Genomic DNA, 17240 nt, shown 5'->3' on the forward strand with positions numbered 1-17240 from the left:
GATCCAGTATTTCAAGCCGTACTCGGTAGATCGGCGAAGGCTTCGTTATCGCGTGCGGGAACGTTTTGGTTCCGCCTTACGCGATTCTAGAACGTCGTTACTGGCCGGAATCCAGAGCTTTGCATCGGGCGCTGTTTTCGTGGCGCTATCAAACCCATCGCGGCTAAAGCCGCTCCTACAGATCGCACACTCTGTAGGAGCGGCTTTAGCCGCGATGCTTTTTGCGAAATATAAGTCCATCAGGTTATGCATTTCTTGCAGCTTGCACGCCGCATAAGATTAAACAATTTAATATTTGCATATGCCTAAAATGTATTTCTCACATTTTGTAACCGTCAGTAGCATGGCCCCCATAGACGAATTTAGCAGCCTAGGCGCATCGGTCTATAACCATGCGCGATATAGGTTGCCAGGCCGGATCGGCCTGTCAAGACGATGGGGAAACAGGGATGCCACTGACCAGACGAGCGCTAATTGCACGGGTTGCCGCCATCGGCGGGTACCGGGCGGCGTATGGCGCGATGGGGGCGCTGGGGTTGTTGAGCCCGGCATTCGCTCAGCCAACCAGCGGCCCGGAAAATTATGCGAGCTTGCCCTCGGCCCAGGTTGGCAAGGGCGCCAGCGTGGTGGTGATCGGCGCCGGCATCGGCGGTTTGGTCAGTGCGTTTGAGCTGCGCAAGGCCGGCTTTAACGTCACGGTGCTCGAGGCGCGGGACCGCGTTGGCGGGCGCAATTGGACGCTGCGCAAGGGCGACCGCGTCGAATACACCGACGGCACGGTGCAGGTGGCCAATTTCGCCGATGGCTTTTATTTCAATGCCGGCCCGGCCCGTTTGCCCAGCCACCATCAGTTGATGCTCGGTTATTGCCGCGAGCTGGGGGTGGAGTTGGAGGTGCTGGTCAATACCAGCCGCAATGCCTTGGTGCGGCCGAATCTCGCCGAGCCGCCGATGCAGATTCGTCAGGCGGTGAATGACAGCCGTGGCCATGTGGCGGAGCTGCTGGCCAAGGCGGTCAATCGTCAGGCGCTAAATGATGAGCTGAATGCCGAGGACCAACGCGCGCTGTTGCAGTTTTTGCGCACGTTTGGCGATTTGTCGGAGAAGCTTGAGTACATCGGTTCTGCCCGTTCGGGTTACAAAGTCTGGCCCGGTGCCGGCGAGCAGGTGGCGCAGAAGAATGAGCCGTTGCCGCTGCGCACGCTGCTCAATCCGGCGCTGGCCAATGCGTTGATGATCGATGAGTACCCGGAATTCTCGCCGACGATGTTTCAGCCGGTCGGCGGCATGGACCGCATTCCCAAAGCCTTCGAAAAACACCTGGGCGGTGCCTTGCGCCTGGGCAGTGAAGTGCGCGCGATTCATAACCAGGACAACGGCGTGCAGGTCGCTTACGTGGAGCGCAAAACCGGGCGCGAGCACACGCTGACGGCGGACTACGCCGTGGTGGCCTTGCCGCTGCCGTTGCTGGCCAAGCTGGACACCAATTTCACCGCGCCGGTGCAGCAGGCGATTGGCGCGGTGCAGTTTGGCTATGCCAACAAGGTGGCGTGGCAGTCGCGGCGGTTTTGGGAGCGTGATTACCAGATTTACGGCGGCCTCTCGTTTGTGAATCAGGAGGCGTCGGGCCTCTGGTATCCAAGCGGTGGGTTCAATCAGGAACAGGGCATTCTGATCGCCGCGTACAACAACGGCGAAACCGCGCGGGTGTTTGGAGAGAAGACCATCGCCGAGCAAATCGCCGCGTCAAAACAGGCGGTGGAGTTGCTGCATCCGGGCCATTCGGCCGAGTTGCGCAATCCACTGGCCGTGGCCTGGAGCCGCATTCCGTACAACCTGGGGCCGTGGATTAACCATGAGGTGGCCGAGCCGGCGTACAGCCTGCTGAACCAGGCCCAGGGCCGCATTCACCTGACCAGCGATGGCCTGGCCCACAGTGGCGTGGGCATTTGGCAGGAAGCCGCTGCCGGCGCCGCACGCCGGGTGGTGCGCAACCTTTTCGAGCGTGTGCAACACACGCCTTACCGGCAAACGGCCTGAACCCGCCGCGCCTTTTTTACCGACCGATAACCATGATGTGCCAGGTAGCGGACCTCCGAGGCTGGCGATAAAAACCTTGGAGTACTGCCATGCCTTTCACACCAAAAGCCCTGCTGGGGTTGGGGATTCTATGCGCGGCCGGTGCCGTTTCCGGCGGCGCTCAGGCCGTCGGTATCGAGCGGGTGCCTTCTACTTATCCGAACTCGCCGATTCTGCAAGCGGTCACGCTGCCGCCGAGCAGCCAGCTCACGTACGTGTCCGGAATTCTGCCGGATCCGGTTGACCCCAAGGCCGGCAAAGACGACCTGCACGCCGCAGGCAGCACCGAGCAACAGACCGTGGCGGTGTTTCGCAAAATCGAAGCGGTGCTCGCGCAACGCGGCCTGACGCTTGGCGATGTGGTGAAGCTGAACGTGTACCTGGTTGCCGACCCGGCCAAGGGCGGACGCCTGGATTTCGACGGCTTGCAGGCCGGCTTCCGGCAGTTCTTCGGCACCGACAAACAACCGCTCAAACCCGCGCGCACCACGGTGCAAGTCGCAGGCTTGGTGCTGCCCGGTGCGTTGATCGAGGTCGAAGCCATCGCCGCCACCGCGCCAGACACCACTCCAACAGCTGCCCCCAAACACTAAATGCCCCAGGCGCTTTAAACAGGAAGTTTTTCAATGCGTAGTGCGTTCAGTAAAACCTTTGCTTTGTCGTCTATCAGTGCTGCCTTGCTGGCGGCGGGCGTGCCGATTACCGCCCTGGCCGATGACCCGACGCTCGATACCGTGCTGGTCACCGGCGTTCGTGGCAGCCAGCCGCGCACCGTCACCGACAGCCCGGCGCCGATTGATGTGATCACGGCGGAGCAGTTGGAAAAAACCGGCCAGAACGGCCTCAAGGACATCCTCACGCGGCTGCTGCCTTCGTTCAACGCGCCAACCATTAACGGCGGCGGCACGGCGTTTCTGGTGCGTGGCATCAGCATGCGCGGGCTGGGTGGCGATCAGGTGCTGATTCTGGTGAACGGCAAGCGCCGGCATAACACGGCAATGATTAACAACAATGCGCGGGTGGGCACGGCGGCGGTGCCGGTGGATCTGGACCTGATTCCGACCGCAGCCATCGAGCGCATCGAGGTATTGCGTGACGGCGCGGCGGCGCAGTATGGGTCGGATGCCATCGCTGGGGTGATCAATATCATCCTCAAGAAAGACAACTCGGGCGTCACCTCCGACAGCTCGTTGGGCCAGTACTACAGCGGCGACGGCACCACCGGGCACGAAGCGGCCAACCTTGGTTTGCCCCTGGGCGATGGCGGCTTTTTCAACCTGTCGTTTGACGCCAAGTCGCAAGAACCCTACGACCGCTCAGGCTCTGTGGTCGGCAACTACGGCACGCTCGCCAATGGCCAACCAGACCCGCGCACCAGCCAGACCCACGGCTGGGGCGAGGAGTACGGACTGGGCCGCGACCGCACGGCCAGCACGGCTTACAACCTTGAGTTGCCGTTGCAAAACGACGTGACGCTGTATTCGTTCTCGACCTTCAGCTACCGCGACGGCAAGAAAGTGCTCGGCCACCGCGCGCCAACCGACATCACCGCGCTCAACGGCGTGGCCGGCGCGCCTTATCCGAAAGGCGGCCAGGCTACTCGCGAGGTAAAGGAAACCGACTACCAATTCGCCGTGGGCGCCAAAGGCCTGTTGGCCGACTGGGATTGGGACCTGTCGACCACCTATGGCCGCGACAAAGCCAAGCTCTACACCGACAACAACCTGAACATTTCCAACGGCCCGGATTTCAGTCAGCAGCGCTTTCACCTGGCCGACGAAATTTTTGATCAATGGACCAACAACCTCGACTTCACCCGCGCGCTGGATATCGGCTGGAGCAGCCCGCTGGAAACCTCGTTCGGCATTGAGTACCGCTGGGAAAAATACGAGCTGGGGGAGGGCGAAGCGAATTCGTATAACTACGGCAACTACGTGATTCCGACCGGGCAGTACGCGGGCCGACGTCCAGACCCAGGCTTGTTCTCAGTGAACGGTACCAACCCGGAAGATGCCGGCGACCAGATTCGCCACAGCGGCGCGGCGTACGTCGATTTTGGTTTGAACGTGACGTCCAACTGGTACGCCGCCTTCGCTTTACGCCAGGAGCAGTACAACCAGGACATCGGCGAAACCACCAGCGGCAAATTCACCACGCGTTATGAATTTCTGCCGGGTTACGCCGTGCGGGCAGCGGTGAGCAATGGCTTCCGTGCGCCGTCGTTGGCGCAGAACGTGTTCTCGTCCACCAGCTCGGTGACCCAGTTCCTCGGCGGTGGCGCCACCACCACAGCGCGGACCAAACAGATGCGGCCCGGTTCGCCGGAAGCCATCGCCTTGGGCGCCGAAACCCTCAAGCCGGAGAAGTCGCGCAATTACAGCCTCGGGTTCACCGCGGAGCCCATCGAGCGCCTGCGTTTTACGGCCGACTTCTACCTGATCGACATCGACGATCGCATTTTGCAAACCGGCATTTTGTCGGGCCCTGCGGTGTCGCAGATTCTGGTCAACGCCGGTCTGGCGCCAAACCTGGCGGGGCAGTATTTCGCCAACGCCGCCGACACGCGCACCAAGGGCATCGACCTGGTGCTCGACTACAGCCAGAACTTCGAGGAGTACGGCCAGGCGAAGTGGAGCGTGGCGTACAACCACAACAAAACCACTATTCGTGACCTGGCCGAAACGCCGGGCGAGCTGTCCAGCCTGGGCAGCGGCTACGTGTTGTTCGACCGTCAGCAGCAAACCGACCTGACCAAGGCCACGCCCAAGGACAAGTGGATTTTCTCGACCAACTACCGGCTCGATGACTGGAACGTGAACCTGGCCGTGAGCCGCTACGGCGAATACACCGAGGGCAATAACAACCCGGCCAACGACCGCACCTACAGCCCGAAATGGATCACCGACATCGACGTGGCGTACGACCTCACGCAGAACGTGACCGTCGCCGTCGGGGCCAACAACCTGTTCGACGAATACCCGGACAGCATCGGCATCGTGCCCTGGGCTGGCACCTATGAGTACGGCATGTTCTCGCCTTATGGCCTGGGCGGCGGTTACTACTACGGCCGCTTGAGCCTGGCGTTCTGATGAAAACCTTGACCGTGCTATTGGCCGCGTTGCTGACCCTGGCCCCGGCTGTTCAGGGTGAGGAGCTGCTGCGGGTTTCAAGCCAGAAAGCCTCGCTGAAAATTCTGCTGGAAGCGGCCGGCGAGCTGAACAACCTGCCGTACCGCATCGAGTTCGCCTCGTTCGGTGCGGCGGCGCCTACTGCCGAAGCGCTGGCCGCTGGCGCGGTGGATATCGGCACGCTGGGCGATGCGCCGTTTGTGTTTGCCGCCGGCGCCGGCGCCCCGCTGAAAACCGTGGGCGTGGTGCGCGTGCAGGTCACGCAAACGGCGGTGGCCATTGTGGTGAATCAGGACTCGCCGCTGCGTGATGCGGCGAGTTTGAAGGGCAAGAAAATCACCACCACACGCGGCTCCATCGGCCATTACCTGGCGCTGGCGGCGCTGCGTGGGGCAGGGCTGACGGGCAAGGATGCCCAGTTCATTTTCCTGCAACCGGCCGAATCCCGAGGCCTGCTGGCCAACGGCGAGGCAGACGCCTGGGCCACGTGGGACCCCTACACCAGCATGAGCCAGATCGAGGGCGGCACGCGGGTGCTGGTCAGTGGCGAAGGCTTGTTTGCCGGCAACATGTTGCTGGTGGCCAACGACACGGCGATTCGCGACAAGCCGGCGCTGTTGGCCGATTTCCTCCAGCGCCTGGCCCGGGCGTACGTGTGGGCCAACGCCAACGAGGCGGAATTCTCCGCCATTCAGGCGCGCCACAGCGGCTTGCCGGTCGAGATTCACAGCCGCTCCAACCGGTACTCGCAACCGCACCGCGTGCCCATCGACGCCGAAGTCATCGCCGACGTGCAACGCACCGCCGACCTGTACCAGGCCGAAGGAATCATCAGCCAGCCGTTCGACGCCAGCGGCTTTTTCGCCCCCCAATTCAACCAGGAGCCGCCCCCATGACCCAAACGCAAACCTGTAGGAGCGGCTTCAGCCGCGATGCTCTTGGCTAAGCACACCGTTTCCAGGCCCGGCCAATCGCGGCTAAAGCCGCTCCTACAGGAAGCCGAGCCGAGTTATCTGCAAGACCTGAGTTGCCCGTGACGCAACCCGCTGTTGGTCGACCATCCATTCCACTCAGGGACGTTCAGGAGTTTGTATGTTCACCACCCTTACTGCCGATCAACTACAGCCGTCGCATATCGCTGACGTGCTGCACAAGCGTTCTTACGGTGTGCGCCTCAAGGGTTTCTGCCCGGCGGACACCGTGCAATTGGCCCGCGAGCGCCTGGCTCGTCATGAGCTGCGCGGCACCTTCACGGAGCAGAAAGAGTTCAATCGCCTGGGCAAGGCTTATATCGAAATTGGCGATGAGCACAGCCGCCAGGAGTATCACGCCCAGGCGCTGACCAATATCCGCAAGATTCGCGACACCTTTCGCCCGCTGGCTTCGCCCATTGATGAGCTGCGTTTGCTGCTCGATGAGGTGTGGCCCAAGGGCGCGCGGCTGCTGGATGTGAACGGCGAAAAATGCTTTGTCGGCATCGCCCGGTTTCAGGGCAGCGGGGTCGACCTTACGCCGCACACCGACAACCTCGAACGCAATGCGCCCAGCGATCACGAGCCGCGTTTGCTCACTCAGCTGTCGACCAACATCTACCTGGAAATTCCGGAGGACGGCGGCGAGTTGGAGATCTGGGGCATCGAGCCCGACGAGGAACAATACGAGCGCCTGCGCGGCACCCGCGCCTATGGCATCGAGCGCGATTTGCTGCCGCCGCCGGATTTTGTGATCAAGCCAGAACCCGGCGACCTGATTCTGCTTAACCCGCGCCTGATTCATGCGGTGCGCCCCTCGGCCACCAGCACGCGCGTCACCCTCGGCGTGTTTATCGGCTATTTCGGCGACGACCAACCTTTGGCCTACTGGAGCTAACGACCATGAGTGATGTGGAAGCGATCAATCTCAAAGCCTATTTCAACAAAGGCGGTGAAGAACTGGATTTCACCGGCAAACGCTGCGTGCTGGCGGTGAGCGTGGGGCAGGAATACCACGAGGAGCAAAAGCTCAGCTCCACCGTGCACCTGATTAACAAGTCCGGTTTCAGCGAAGTGAAAGTGGTGGTGGCCGACACCTTGCAGCGCCATAACAAACACGGCAAATCGCCGGGCCTGGCGCTGTCGGCGTCGATTCGGGATGGCGAGGCGTGGCTTAAGCGCAATCGCAAATACCTCGACGGCCTGGAGGCGAAAGTGACCATCAGCCGCTGGAACGAAGAGTTGGCCTCAGACCGCTACGCCGACCTGCGCTTGCAGGTGAACGAGGTATACGCCCAGCCCGACAGCCGCTTGCGCGCGGCCATCGACACCACCATTGGCGTGTTTATCGAGCGCTTGTTGTTGCGTGATCCGGCGGCGGATACCCACCAGGCCGCCGCGCAGTGCCGCGAATACATTCTGGAAGAAATTCCGATCATTTTGCCGCTGTGGGCCGAGCAGGGTTACGACTTCATCATTTACCCGCAGCAGATGACCCACGCCATGGCCACGGCCCGCGAGCTGTTGATCGAGCCGGTGCACCCGGAGCGCGTGCATTGGCTGCCGCTGAAGTTCAAAAAGCGCGGCATTCCCATTCCGTTCACCCTGCCCGGCGTGGTGCATCCGGCGTGGTCGCACACCGCCATTGCGGTTTAAGCACGGAGCGTTTTCAGGCGGGTGGCCGTGCCGCCCGCGTTATTGACTTTTTGAGGAGTAATCCATGGGCGTTTTTGCGCAACCGCAACGCAAATGGTGGGCCTTGTTTGGCGTGAGCATTGCCAGCTTTCTGGGCTGCGTTGATTTCACCATCGTCAACACCGCCTTGCCGGCGTTGCAGGCCGACCTCGGCACCTCGTTCGAGGCGCTGCAGTGGGTGGTCAACGGCTTCATTCTGGCGTTGTCGAGTTTTATGGTGCTGGTCGGTCGGCTGGCCGATTTGTACGGGCGCAAGCGCGTGCTATTTATCGGCCTGACCGTGTTCGGCGTGGCGTCGTTGGCGGCCGGCGTCGCCACGGGCATCGACCTGCTGATCGCCGCCCGCGTCGCCCAAGGTTTGGCGTGCGCAGTGCTGTACACGGCCTCTGGCGCGATTGTGGCGAATGCCTTCCCGGCCAGTGAACAGGGCCGCGCCTTTGGCGTGCTGTTCAGCGTTAACGGCGTGGGCTTGGCCAGCGGCCCGGTGCTGGGCGGGGTGATTGCCAGTGCGTTGGGCTGGCAATGGATATTTTTGCTTAACGTGCCGTTTGTGCTGCTCAGCCTGGCGATTTGCGCATGGGCGGTGGACGAGTCGCGCGGCGAGGGCCAAGGGCTGGACGGCTGGGGCGCGCTGTTGCTGTTGATCGGCCTGCCCAGCCTGGTGCTGCTGATTGTGCAAGGCGGCGCCTGGGGTTGGACGTCACCAGTGAGCCTTGCCTTGCTGGCCGTGGCGGTGCTGGCACTGGTGGCGTTTATTCAAGTGGAGCGGCGGGTGAGAGCGCCCATTGTCGACCTGACACTGTTCGCCAATCGCCGTTTTGTCGCGGCCGTGGTGGCCAGCTTTGCCCTCGCGGTTTTCTATTGCTTGGCGTTCTTTGTGATGCCGTTGTATCTGGCGCTGATCCGGGGCGACAGCGTGCAAAACAGTGGGCTTTTATTGCTGCCGACGACGCTGGGCGTGGCGGTGCTGTCGCCGGTGGTGGGGCGTTTGGTCGACCGTAAAGGGCCGGCGTTACTCATCCAGGCGGGGCTGGCGCTGTTTGTCGTATCCGCCTTGCTGCAAGCGGGCTTCAACACCCACACCTCGCTGGTTTACCTGCTCGGCGCCTTTGCGCTGATGGGCGTGGGCTGGGCCTGCGTATTGGGACCCTCGACGGTGCTGGGCATGACCTCGGTGCCGGCGAATATCAGCTCGGTAGCCATGGGCTCGCTGATGACCTTGCACAACATTGGCGGCGGGCTGGGTCTGGCGATTGGCGTGGGCGTGTACCGCTACTTCGCGGCCCGCGAATTGGGCGTGGTCAGCGGCAGTCAGGCGGGCTGGGTAAACGCCGCCGTGGCCCAGCCGGAGCAGGGCTTGGCCTTGCTGACGGAGCACCTGAGCCAGGCGCCCGAGGTGCTCAATGGTTGGGTGCAGCAGGCGTTTCTGCATGGTTACCACGCGGTGATGGTGTTTCTTGCCGTGGTGCTGGCGGTGGCGCTGACCGGCGTGTTGCTGTTGCTGCGTCGCCAACCGCAGGCCGTGGAGACGCCGGAGCACGCCCATGGCTAATGCGGACGGACGCTTGCGCCTGGGCGCGTTCTTGTCTGGCAGCGGCGCCCATACCGGCGCCTGGCGCCACCCGCAGGCCGACGCCGATGCCTCGCTGAACATTCAGCGCTACCAGCACTACGCGCAAACCCTGGAGCGCGGGCGCTTCGACGCGCTGTTTCTCAACGACAACGTCAGCGTCGGCGAGCTGGCCCCCGAGGTGCTGGCGCGTGGGCCGTATAGCCTGCGCTGGGACCCGCTGATTCTGCTGCCAGCGCTGGCGATGGTGACCCGTCATATCGGCCTGATCGCCACCGCCAACACCAGCTACAACCAGCCGTACAACCTGGCCCGCAGCTTCGCCTCGCTGGACCAACTGTCCAACGGCCGCGCCGGCTGGAACCTGGTCACAGCGCTGGTCGGCGCCGAGAATTTCAACCATGACCAACCCCTGGCCCATGCCGAACGCTACGAGCGCGCCGAGGAATTTCTCGACGTGGTCACCGGCCTCTGGGACAGCTGGGCCGACGATGCCTTTGTACTGGATAAAGCCAGCGGCACTTGGCTCGACGTGACGCGAATGCAAAGGCTCAACCACCGTGGCCGGCACTTCCAAGTGCAAGGCCCGCTGAACGCGCCGCGCCCGGTGCAAGGCTGGCCGGTGATTGCCCAGGCTGGCTCGTCGGACGCGGGCCGAGAACTGGCGGCCCGCAGCGCCGAGTTGGTGTTTACCGCGCAGCAAACCTTGGGCGAGGCGCAGGCGTTTTATCAGGACTTGCACGCGCGCGCCGCCGGTTATGGACGAACGCCGGATGCGCTGAAAATCTTCCCCGGCGTGTCGCCCATCGTCGGCCGCACCGCCAGCGAGGCTGAGGAAAAACATCAGCAGTTATTGGAGTTGGTCGACCCACGCAGCGCGCTCAAACAACTGAGCTTTCTGCTCGACCTGGGCATTGATCTGGCCGCGTTGCCGCTGGACGCACCTGTACCGATACCGGATCAGCCGCCCATTACCGAGCGACACAAAAGCCGTCAGCAATTGGTGCTCGACCTCATCCGCCGCGAACGGCCCACGGTCGGCCAGTTGCTGCGCACGTTAGGGGCGGGCGGCCATCGCCTGGTGGTCGGCACAGCGGCGCATATCGTCGATGAACTGGCCGCCTGGTACCACGAAGGGGCGGCGGATGGCTTCAATATCCTGTTCACCCATTTGCCCGGCGGCGTGGATGATTTTGTCGATCAGGTGGTGCCGCGGTTGCAGCGCCAAGGGCTGTTTCGCGAGCAGTACGAAGGCGCTACGTTGCGTGAGAACCTGGGCTTGCAGCGCGTGCCCAATCGGCACTTTGCCGGATAATGCCCGGCATCTGATCCGCTTTTTATGGCGTTATCTGCCGCTGTTTTGTAAGGCGGCAGGCACGGCATAGTCCCTGGCATTATTCGGGGGCAGATGCATGTATCAATACGACGATTACGACCAGGCGCTGGTGTTCGAGCGCGTCGAGCAGTTTCGCGACCAGGTGCAGCGCCGGCTCAGCGGTGAACTGAGCGAAGAAGAGTTTCTGCCACTGCGTCTGCAGAACGGCCTGTATCTGCAAAAGCACGCCTACATGCTGCGCGTGGCCATTCCCTACGGCACCCTGAGCGCCACGCAATTGCGCTGCCTGGCGGCCATCGCCCGCGAGTACGACCGTGGTTACGGCCACTTCACCACCCGGCAGAATATTCAGTTCAACTGGATTGAACTGGAGCACGTGCCAGACATTCTGGCGCGCCTGGCTGAGGTGCAGATGCACGCGATTCAGACCTCCGGTAACTGCGTGCGCAACATCACCACCGAGGCGTTTGCCGGTGTAGCGGCAGACGAATTGCTCGACCCGCGCCCGCTGGCAGAAATTCTGCGGCAGTGGTCCACGGTGAACCCGGAATTCCTGTTCCTGCCGCGCAAATTCAAAATCGCCTTGTGCGCGGCGCACGAAGACCGCGCCGCCGTGCAAATGCATGACATCGGGCTTTATCTATACCGCGACGACGGCGGTGAACTGCGGCTGCGGGTAATGGTCGGCGGCGGTTTGGGCCGCACGCCGATCTTGTCGCAGACCATTCGCGACGGCTTGGCCTGGCAGCACGTGTTGTCGTATGTGGAAGCGATTTTGCGTGTGTACAACCGCCACGGCCGGCGCGACAACAAGTACAAGGCGCGGATAAAAATCCTGGTCAAAGCGCTAGGCATCGAGGCGTTCGCCGCCGAGGTGGAACGCGAATGGCAGCACATCAAAGACGGCCCGGCCGAACTGACCGAAGCCGAATACCAGCGCGTAGCCGCCGCGTTTGTGCCGCCGGCCTATGAGCAGCTGCCAACCATCGACCTGGACTTCGGCACGCAGCTGGCCAACAGCAACGCCTTCGCGCAATGGACCGAACGCAACGTGCACGCCCATAAAGTGCCAGGTTATGCCTCGGTGGTGCTCTCGACCAAACCTGGCGCCGCGCTGCCACCAGGAGACGTCACGGCCGAACAGATGGACGCGGTGGCGAATTGGGCCGAGGCATTGGGCTTTGGCGAAATTCGTATTGCCCACGAACAAAACATCGTGCTGCCCGACGTGCGCAAACGCGACCTCTACACCCTGTGGCAAGCCGCGTGCGAGCACGGGCTGGGCACAGCAAATATCGGCCTGCTCACCGACGTGATCGCCTGCCCGGGCGGCGACTACTGCTCGCTGGCGAACGCCAAATCCATCCCCGTGGCGCAAGCGATTCAGGCGCACTTCGACAACCTCGACTACCTACACGACATCGGCGACCTGAGCCTGAACATCTCCGGCTGCATGAACGCCTGCGGCCATCACCATATCGGCAACATCGGCATTTTGGGCGTCGATAAAAACGGCAGCGAGTGGTACCAGATCACCCTGGGCGGCGCGCAGGGGCAGCACGCCGCGCTGGGCAAAGTCATCGGCCCCTCGTTCGCCGCCGAGCAGGTGCCGCAGGTGATTGAACGCATCGTCAACACCTTCACCGACTACCGGGAAGTGCAGGAACGCTTCGTCGACACCGTGCAGCGCATCGGCCTGGAACCGTTTAAACAACGCGTCTATCGGGCGGAGGTGGTGGCATGAGCACCCTGATTCGCTTGATCAATGGCCAGGCCGTGATCGACCGCGCCGACGCCACGCCGATTGTGCCGCTGGGTGCCTGGCAGCCTGGCGACGGCTTGCTGCTGGGGCCGGACGACGACGTGGAACAGCTCGACCTGCCGTTTAGCGACGTGGCCTTGATCGCCATCGACTTTCCCAGCTTTCGCGATGGCCGGGGCTACAGCCAGGCGTATCTGCTGCGCCAGCGCTTGGGCTGGCGAGGCGAATTGCGCGCCGTAGGCGATGTGCTGCGCGATCAGCTTAGCCACATGCGCCAGTGCGGCTTCGACAGCTTTGCCGTGCGGGCGGACAAGTCCGTGGAGGATGCGCTGAAAGGGCTGGCCGGCATGAGCGTGGTTTATGGGCGTTCGGCCATTGAACCACGGCCATTGTTTCGGCGGCGGGTGGGTAAGGAAGGCGAAACGCGGTCCGCTTCCAGTCCCCTCGCCCCTCGGGGAGAGGGTTAGGGTGAGGGGGCTGCGCGCACAATCGCCCATCCATTAACCGAAAAAATTCCCGCCCATCTCCACCCTCCACTGAACCTTTGCCCCGTTACGGCAATCTTTGACGGGACGGTTTTTCCAACGGAGGTGTGTATGTTTTTGCGCTCATTCAGTCTGGCGTTGATGGTCGCGCTCAGCGGCCCGGCATTCGCCGACGATAACGACAGCCCGCTCGCGGCCGACCGTGGCCAGTCGCGGCCGCTGATCGTGATCGCCAACAGCAGCGCCGATCCGGCACTGGTCAAGCTGCTGGCCGCGCTGAAAGAGCCGGCTAATGAAGCCGCGTTCAAAGAGCGCAACATGGTGCTCTACACCGTGGTGAACACCATCGGCCAACGCAACGGCAAAGACCTCGACCCGCAAAGCACCATGGCCCTGATTCGCGCGCTGAAACTGGGCGCCAGTGCCGACGCGAAAGTCATTTTGGTGGGCAAAGACGGCGAGAAGAAGCTGGAACACTCCGGTGCCATCGATCCGAAGCAACTGTTCAGCGCGGTGGATGAGATGCCGATGCGTGAGCGGGAAGCGAGCAAGCCGGCGGACGCTGCGCAACCGGCACCCGCGCCGCTGGACGACTAGCGCTAGGCGTACAACACCACGGCCGCCAGGGCGAGGTAACGGCCGGCTTTGGCGATAATGACCAGCAGCACGAATCGCCACAGCGGTTCGCGCATTACGCCGGCGATCAAGGTCAGCGGGTCGCCCACCAGGGGCAGCCAACTGAGTAGCAATGTCCAGCAGCCGTAACGCTGGTACCAACCTTGGGCGCGTTGCAGCTGCTGTTCGTTGGCGGGGAACCAGCGTCGTTGGCGATAGCGTTCGATTCCACGGCCAAGTGCCCAATTCACCAGCGAGCCCAGTACATTGCCGAGGGTGGCTACGAGTAGTAGCGCTGCGGTTGAGTAGCGGTCTGTGAGGAGCAAGCCGGCTAGCACGGCTTCCGATTGCAGAGGGAGCAGGGTGGCGGCGATGAAGGCGCTGGCGAATAGGCTGAGGTAGGGGATAAGCATGGGGGCGGACTGTATCTATTGGGTCCGTGGTGGTCTAGGCGAATCAAGCGCATTGCGGCTAAAGCGCAATGCCGCCAGGCCGATCCCACAGGGTTGCGTGAATTCTATGGGAGCGGCTTTAGCCGCGAGATTTTGATCTTGCTTCACCGCTTTTGATCTTGCGTGTGATCTACCTCGCGAGGTTTATCGCAGGCCGAGTGGAGTCGTTGCGTAGGGGGTTGAGCGGCCGGGAGCCGCGAAAGGCGTGTCGGGCCATGGATGGCCCGTCTCGCCGTGCCCCCGGAGTAACGACGGAACGAGGGAACCCGCAGTGCAGCGGAGGGCCAAGGTAGGAGCTAGAGTTTTTGGTTACTTTTGGGGCAATGCCAAAAGTGACTCGCGCGTAAGGCGCGAAATAAAATGCCGCGCAAACGTGGTAACGAAGAATTCTTCTGGTTTAAAAGCAAGGTCGAATCTTGAAGTCGGATGCAGGTATTCATCACCGCGTGCGCTGAACGTTTTTGTTTCGCGCCTTACGCGCGAGTCACTTTTAGCATTGCCCTAAAAGTAACCAAAAGGTCTAGCTCCTACCTTGGGTCTACGCTGCGCTCCGACTTCCCTCCTTCCGTCGCCGCTCCGGGGGCACGGCGAGACGGGCCATCCTTGGCCCGACACGCCTTTCGCGGCTCCCGGCCGCTCAACCCCCTACGCAACGACTCCACTCGGCCTGCGATAAACCTCGCGGGGTAGATCAAAATCAAGAGCGGAAGATCACGAGCCAGATCACGAGCCAGATCACGAGCCAGATCACGAGCTGGATCACGAGCCAGATCACGAGCTGGATCACGAGCCAGATCACGCGCCGGATCACGAGCCAGACCACTGGCCAGACCACTGGCCGGATAACGAGCCGACTCTCGCGCTACTCAATCTCGCGCATAAAACCCAACGCCGCCCAGCCCATCCCACGGGCCTCGTGGGTTCTGTAGGAGCGGCTTTAGCCGCGATCCCCGCAAACACCATGGCCCGGCCAATCAATCCATCAAAACCCTGAACTTTTGCTCTAACGCGGCGCTCGGAACTGTACGCCCCCTGTTTCGCCAGGGATGACGAATCCCAACCAGCCGCCTCCCCATCTCCACCCCGGGCGGCGGCTGTTTGCAAAGAAGGAGCCCGATTCGATGTCGCATGCCAGCCCGTTGGCCCCCCTCAATCAGGTTGCTGAACGTCAGGCTGCCACCTTGCAATTGGATGACGCCTTGCAGCTGCCGCGCATTGCCATTGAGGCAGTGACGCCCGTGGTCGAGGCCGGCCGCTTTGCCGCCAAGGGCATCGCCGGTTCTGCCGTGACGGTGAGCGCGGTGATCTTCACCGATGGCCATGACAAGCTCGAAGCGTCGATCCTCTGGCGCGCCGAGTTGGAAGAAAAATGGCACCGCGTGCCGTTGCAGTCTCTAGGTAATGACCTCTGGCAGGGCGAGTTCACCCCCAGCCAGCCCGGCCGCTATCAATTTGCCGTGCAGGCTTGGTGGGATGTGTACGGCACGTTCGCCTATGAATTGTTGAAGAAGTTTTCCGCGGGTGTGCCTATCACCTTGGAGTTGCAAGAGGGTGAGTTACTGCTGCGCCGCGCGGCCGAAAATGCTGGGCCTGAACACGCTGAGCTGATGGCCGAACGCTTGCGCGCGTTGCAAGACACCCAGTCGGTGGATGAGCGCGTGACGTTTTTTCTGTCCGCCGAAACCATCGAGGCCATGCGCCATACCGAGGCCCATCCGCACCGTGTGAACAGCCCGGCGTATCCGTTGGATGTCGAGCGCAAGCTGGCGGAGTTCGCCAGTTGGTATGAGCTGTTTCCCCGCTCGGTGACCGATGATGAAGACCGCCACGGCACGTTTCGCGATGTGATTGAGCGCCTGCCGTATGTGCGCGATATGGGTTTTGATGTGCTGTATTTCCCGCCGATTCATCCTATCGGCAAGGCGCACCGCAAGGGCCGCAATAATTCCTTGCAAGCCCGCGCCAATGATCCGGGCAGCCCCTATGCCATCGGCAGTAAAGACGGCGGCCACGATGCCATTCACCCGCAGCTCGGCAGTTTTGAAGATTTCCGCGCCCTGGTGCAGGCCGCCAAAGAACACGGGCTGGAGATTGCGTTGGATTTCGCGATCCAGTGCTCGCCCGATCACCCGTGGCTGCAAGAACATCCCGGTTGGTTTAGCTGGCGGCCGGACGGCAGCATTCGTCACGCCGAAAACCCGCCAAAGAAATACGAAGACATCGTTAACGTCGATTTCTATTCCAAAGACGCGATGCCGGATTTGTGGTTGGCGCTGCGCGATGTGGTGAAGGGGTGGGTGGAGCAGGGCGTGACGCTGTTTCGCGTGGACAACCCGCACACCAAACCGCTGCCGTTTTGGGAATGGCTGATCGCCGATATCCGCACCACTCACCCTGAGGTGATGTTCCTCGCCGAGGCGTTTACCCGGCCGGCGATGATGGCGCGCCTGGGCAAGGTGGGCTTTAGCCAGAGCTACACCTATTTCACCTGGCGCAATACCAAGGCCGAGCTGGCGGAGTATTTCACCCAGCTGAATCAGGCGCCGTGGCGCGATTGCTACCGGCCGAATTTCTTCGTGAATACGCCGGACATCAACCCGGCCTTTTTGCACAACAATGGCCGCGCCGGTTTTCTCATTCGCGCCGCGCTGGCGACCATGGGTTCCGGGCTCTGGGGGATGTACTCGGGCTTTGAGATCTGTGAGTCGGCGCCGGTGCCGGGCAAAGAGGAATACCTGGATTCGGAGAAGTACCAGATCCGTCCGCGCAATTATCAGCAGCCGGGCAACATTGTCAGCGAAATCGCCCAGCTCAATCGCATTCGCCGGCAAAACCCGGCGCTGCAAACCCACCTCGGGCTGCAGATTTACACCTGCTACAACGACAACATTTTGTTGTTTGGCAAACGCACGGCCGACCTCAGCAATTTCGTGCTGGTGGCCGTCAGCCTCGACCCGCACAACGCTCAGGAAGCCCATTTCGAACTGCCGCTGTGGGAGTTCGGGCTGCCCGACGACGCCAATTTGCATGGCGAAGATTTGATGACCGGCCACACCTGGACTTGGTATGGCAAAACCCAATGGATGCGCATTGAGCCGTGGCACCAGCCATTCGGTATCTGGCGTGTGCGCGTAACCGGCTAAGGGAA

General features: G+C 62.0%; 14 protein-coding genes. 12 read left to right on the top strand and 2 right to left on the bottom strand.

Features of this window, described 5'->3' with window-relative positions; genetic code table 11:
* Nucleotides 1–449: 449 nt before the first annotated feature.
* From ACZZ0Q_RS11085 to ACZZ0Q_RS11135, 11 genes are all read left to right on the top strand, one after another.
* Complete coding sequence (locus tag ACZZ0Q_RS11085; protein ID WP_463538962.1) at nucleotides 450–2039, top strand: flavin monoamine oxidase family protein; 1590 nt, start codon at nucleotides 450–452, stop codon at nucleotides 2037–2039.
* An 89-nt stretch (nucleotides 2040–2128) separates the two neighbouring features.
* On the top strand, nucleotides 2129–2671 hold the full coding sequence (locus ACZZ0Q_RS11090) for a RidA family protein (RefSeq protein ID WP_463538961.1): 543 nt from the start codon (nucleotides 2129–2131) through the stop codon (nucleotides 2669–2671).
* 33 nt (nucleotides 2672–2704) lie between these two features.
* The gene (locus tag ACZZ0Q_RS11095; protein WP_463538960.1) at nucleotides 2705–5167 is read left to right on the top strand and encodes a TonB-dependent receptor plug domain-containing protein; all 2463 of its coding nucleotides are present in this window, start codon (nucleotides 2705–2707) and stop codon (nucleotides 5165–5167) included.
* Nucleotides 5167–6102 (top strand): ABC transporter substrate-binding protein, encoded by a 936-nt coding sequence (locus ACZZ0Q_RS11100; RefSeq protein ID WP_463538959.1) that lies wholly within the window; start codon nucleotides 5167–5169, stop codon nucleotides 6100–6102. The genes ACZZ0Q_RS11095 and ACZZ0Q_RS11100 overlap by 1 nt, the downstream gene beginning before the upstream one ends.
* Nucleotides 6103–6298: 196 nt before the next feature.
* Complete coding sequence (locus ACZZ0Q_RS11105; RefSeq protein ID WP_463538958.1) at nucleotides 6299–7075, top strand: 2OG-Fe(II) oxygenase family protein; 777 nt, start codon at nucleotides 6299–6301, stop codon at nucleotides 7073–7075.
* A 5-nt stretch (nucleotides 7076–7080) separates the two neighbouring features.
* Nucleotides 7081–7833: a tRNA-dependent cyclodipeptide synthase gene (locus ACZZ0Q_RS11110; protein WP_463538957.1), complete on the top strand. Its 753-nt coding sequence runs from the start codon at nucleotides 7081–7083 to the stop codon at nucleotides 7831–7833.
* Nucleotides 7834–7897: 64 nt separating this feature from the next.
* Nucleotides 7898–9424 carry an MFS transporter gene (locus ACZZ0Q_RS11115; protein WP_463538956.1) on the top strand — a complete coding sequence of 509 codons (1527 nt, stop codon included), beginning with the start codon at nucleotides 7898–7900 and terminating at the stop codon, nucleotides 9422–9424.
* Nucleotides 9417–10757, top strand: coding sequence for an LLM class flavin-dependent oxidoreductase (locus ACZZ0Q_RS11120; RefSeq protein WP_463538955.1), 1341 nt, complete (start codon nucleotides 9417–9419; stop codon nucleotides 10755–10757). Before ACZZ0Q_RS11115 ends, ACZZ0Q_RS11120 begins: the two co-directional genes overlap by 8 nt.
* A 97-nt stretch (nucleotides 10758–10854) precedes the next feature.
* Nucleotides 10855–12522, top strand: a complete 1668-nt coding sequence (locus tag ACZZ0Q_RS11125) for a nitrite/sulfite reductase (protein WP_463538954.1) — start codon at nucleotides 10855–10857, stop codon at nucleotides 12520–12522.
* Nucleotides 12519–13007, top strand: a complete 489-nt coding sequence (locus tag ACZZ0Q_RS11130) for a DUF934 domain-containing protein (RefSeq protein ID WP_463538953.1) — start codon at nucleotides 12519–12521, stop codon at nucleotides 13005–13007. Before ACZZ0Q_RS11125 ends, ACZZ0Q_RS11130 begins: the two co-directional genes overlap by 4 nt.
* Before the next feature lie 129 nt (nucleotides 13008–13136).
* The gene (locus tag ACZZ0Q_RS11135; protein WP_463538952.1) at nucleotides 13137–13622 is read left to right on the top strand and encodes a DUF4174 domain-containing protein; all 486 of its coding nucleotides are present in this window, start codon (nucleotides 13137–13139) and stop codon (nucleotides 13620–13622) included.
* A 2-nt stretch (nucleotides 13623–13624) separates the two neighbouring features.
* Here the strand turns inward: ACZZ0Q_RS11135 and ACZZ0Q_RS11140 are convergent, their stop codons facing one another.
* Both ACZZ0Q_RS11140 and ACZZ0Q_RS11145 read right to left on the bottom strand, forming a co-directional pair.
* Nucleotides 13625–14053: a YqaA family protein gene (locus ACZZ0Q_RS11140; RefSeq protein ID WP_463538951.1), complete on the bottom strand. Its 429-nt coding sequence runs from the start codon at nucleotides 14051–14053 to the stop codon at nucleotides 13625–13627.
* A gap of 736 nt (nucleotides 14054–14789) precedes the next feature.
* Complete coding sequence (locus ACZZ0Q_RS11145) at nucleotides 14790–14915, bottom strand: hypothetical protein (RefSeq protein ID WP_463538950.1); 126 nt, start codon at nucleotides 14913–14915, stop codon at nucleotides 14790–14792.
* Nucleotides 14916–15213: 298 nt separating this feature from the next.
* Between ACZZ0Q_RS11145 and ACZZ0Q_RS11150 the strand changes: the two genes are divergently transcribed.
* Complete coding sequence (locus tag ACZZ0Q_RS11150) at nucleotides 15214–17235, top strand: alpha-1,4-glucan--maltose-1-phosphate maltosyltransferase (protein ID WP_463560573.1); 2022 nt, start codon at nucleotides 15214–15216, stop codon at nucleotides 17233–17235.
* Nucleotides 17236–17240 lie beyond the last annotated feature (5 nt).

The organism is Pseudomonas sp. AC070 (genome assembly GCF_979258635.1).

Coding starts and splice junctions, on each gene's coding strand:
- ACZZ0Q_RS11095 (WP_463538960.1), top strand. CDS start 2,705: ATGCGTAGTGCGTTCAGTAAAACCTTTGCTTTGTCGTCTATCAGTGCT.
- ACZZ0Q_RS11135 (WP_463538952.1), top strand. CDS start 13,137: ATGTTTTTGCGCTCATTCAGTCTGGCGTTGATGGTCGCGCTCAGCGGC.
- ACZZ0Q_RS11120 (WP_463538955.1), top strand. CDS start 9,417: ATGGCTAATGCGGACGGACGCTTGCGCCTGGGCGCGTTCTTGTCTGGC.
- ACZZ0Q_RS11100 (WP_463538959.1), top strand. CDS start 5,167: ATGAAAACCTTGACCGTGCTATTGGCCGCGTTGCTGACCCTGGCCCCG.
- ACZZ0Q_RS11110 (WP_463538957.1), top strand. CDS start 7,081: ATGAGTGATGTGGAAGCGATCAATCTCAAAGCCTATTTCAACAAAGGC.
- ACZZ0Q_RS11085 (WP_463538962.1), top strand. CDS start 450: ATGCCACTGACCAGACGAGCGCTAATTGCACGGGTTGCCGCCATCGGC.
- ACZZ0Q_RS11150 (WP_463560573.1), top strand. CDS start 15,214: ATGTCGCATGCCAGCCCGTTGGCCCCCCTCAATCAGGTTGCTGAACGT.
- ACZZ0Q_RS11130 (WP_463538953.1), top strand. CDS start 12,519: ATGAGCACCCTGATTCGCTTGATCAATGGCCAGGCCGTGATCGACCGC.
- ACZZ0Q_RS11115 (WP_463538956.1), top strand. CDS start 7,898: ATGGGCGTTTTTGCGCAACCGCAACGCAAATGGTGGGCCTTGTTTGGC.
- ACZZ0Q_RS11140 (WP_463538951.1), bottom strand. CDS start 14,053: ATGCTTATCCCCTACCTCAGCCTATTCGCCAGCGCCTTCATCGCCGCC.
- ACZZ0Q_RS11125 (WP_463538954.1), top strand. CDS start 10,855: ATGTATCAATACGACGATTACGACCAGGCGCTGGTGTTCGAGCGCGTC.
- ACZZ0Q_RS11090 (WP_463538961.1), top strand. CDS start 2,129: ATGCCTTTCACACCAAAAGCCCTGCTGGGGTTGGGGATTCTATGCGCG.
- ACZZ0Q_RS11105 (WP_463538958.1), top strand. CDS start 6,299: ATGTTCACCACCCTTACTGCCGATCAACTACAGCCGTCGCATATCGCT.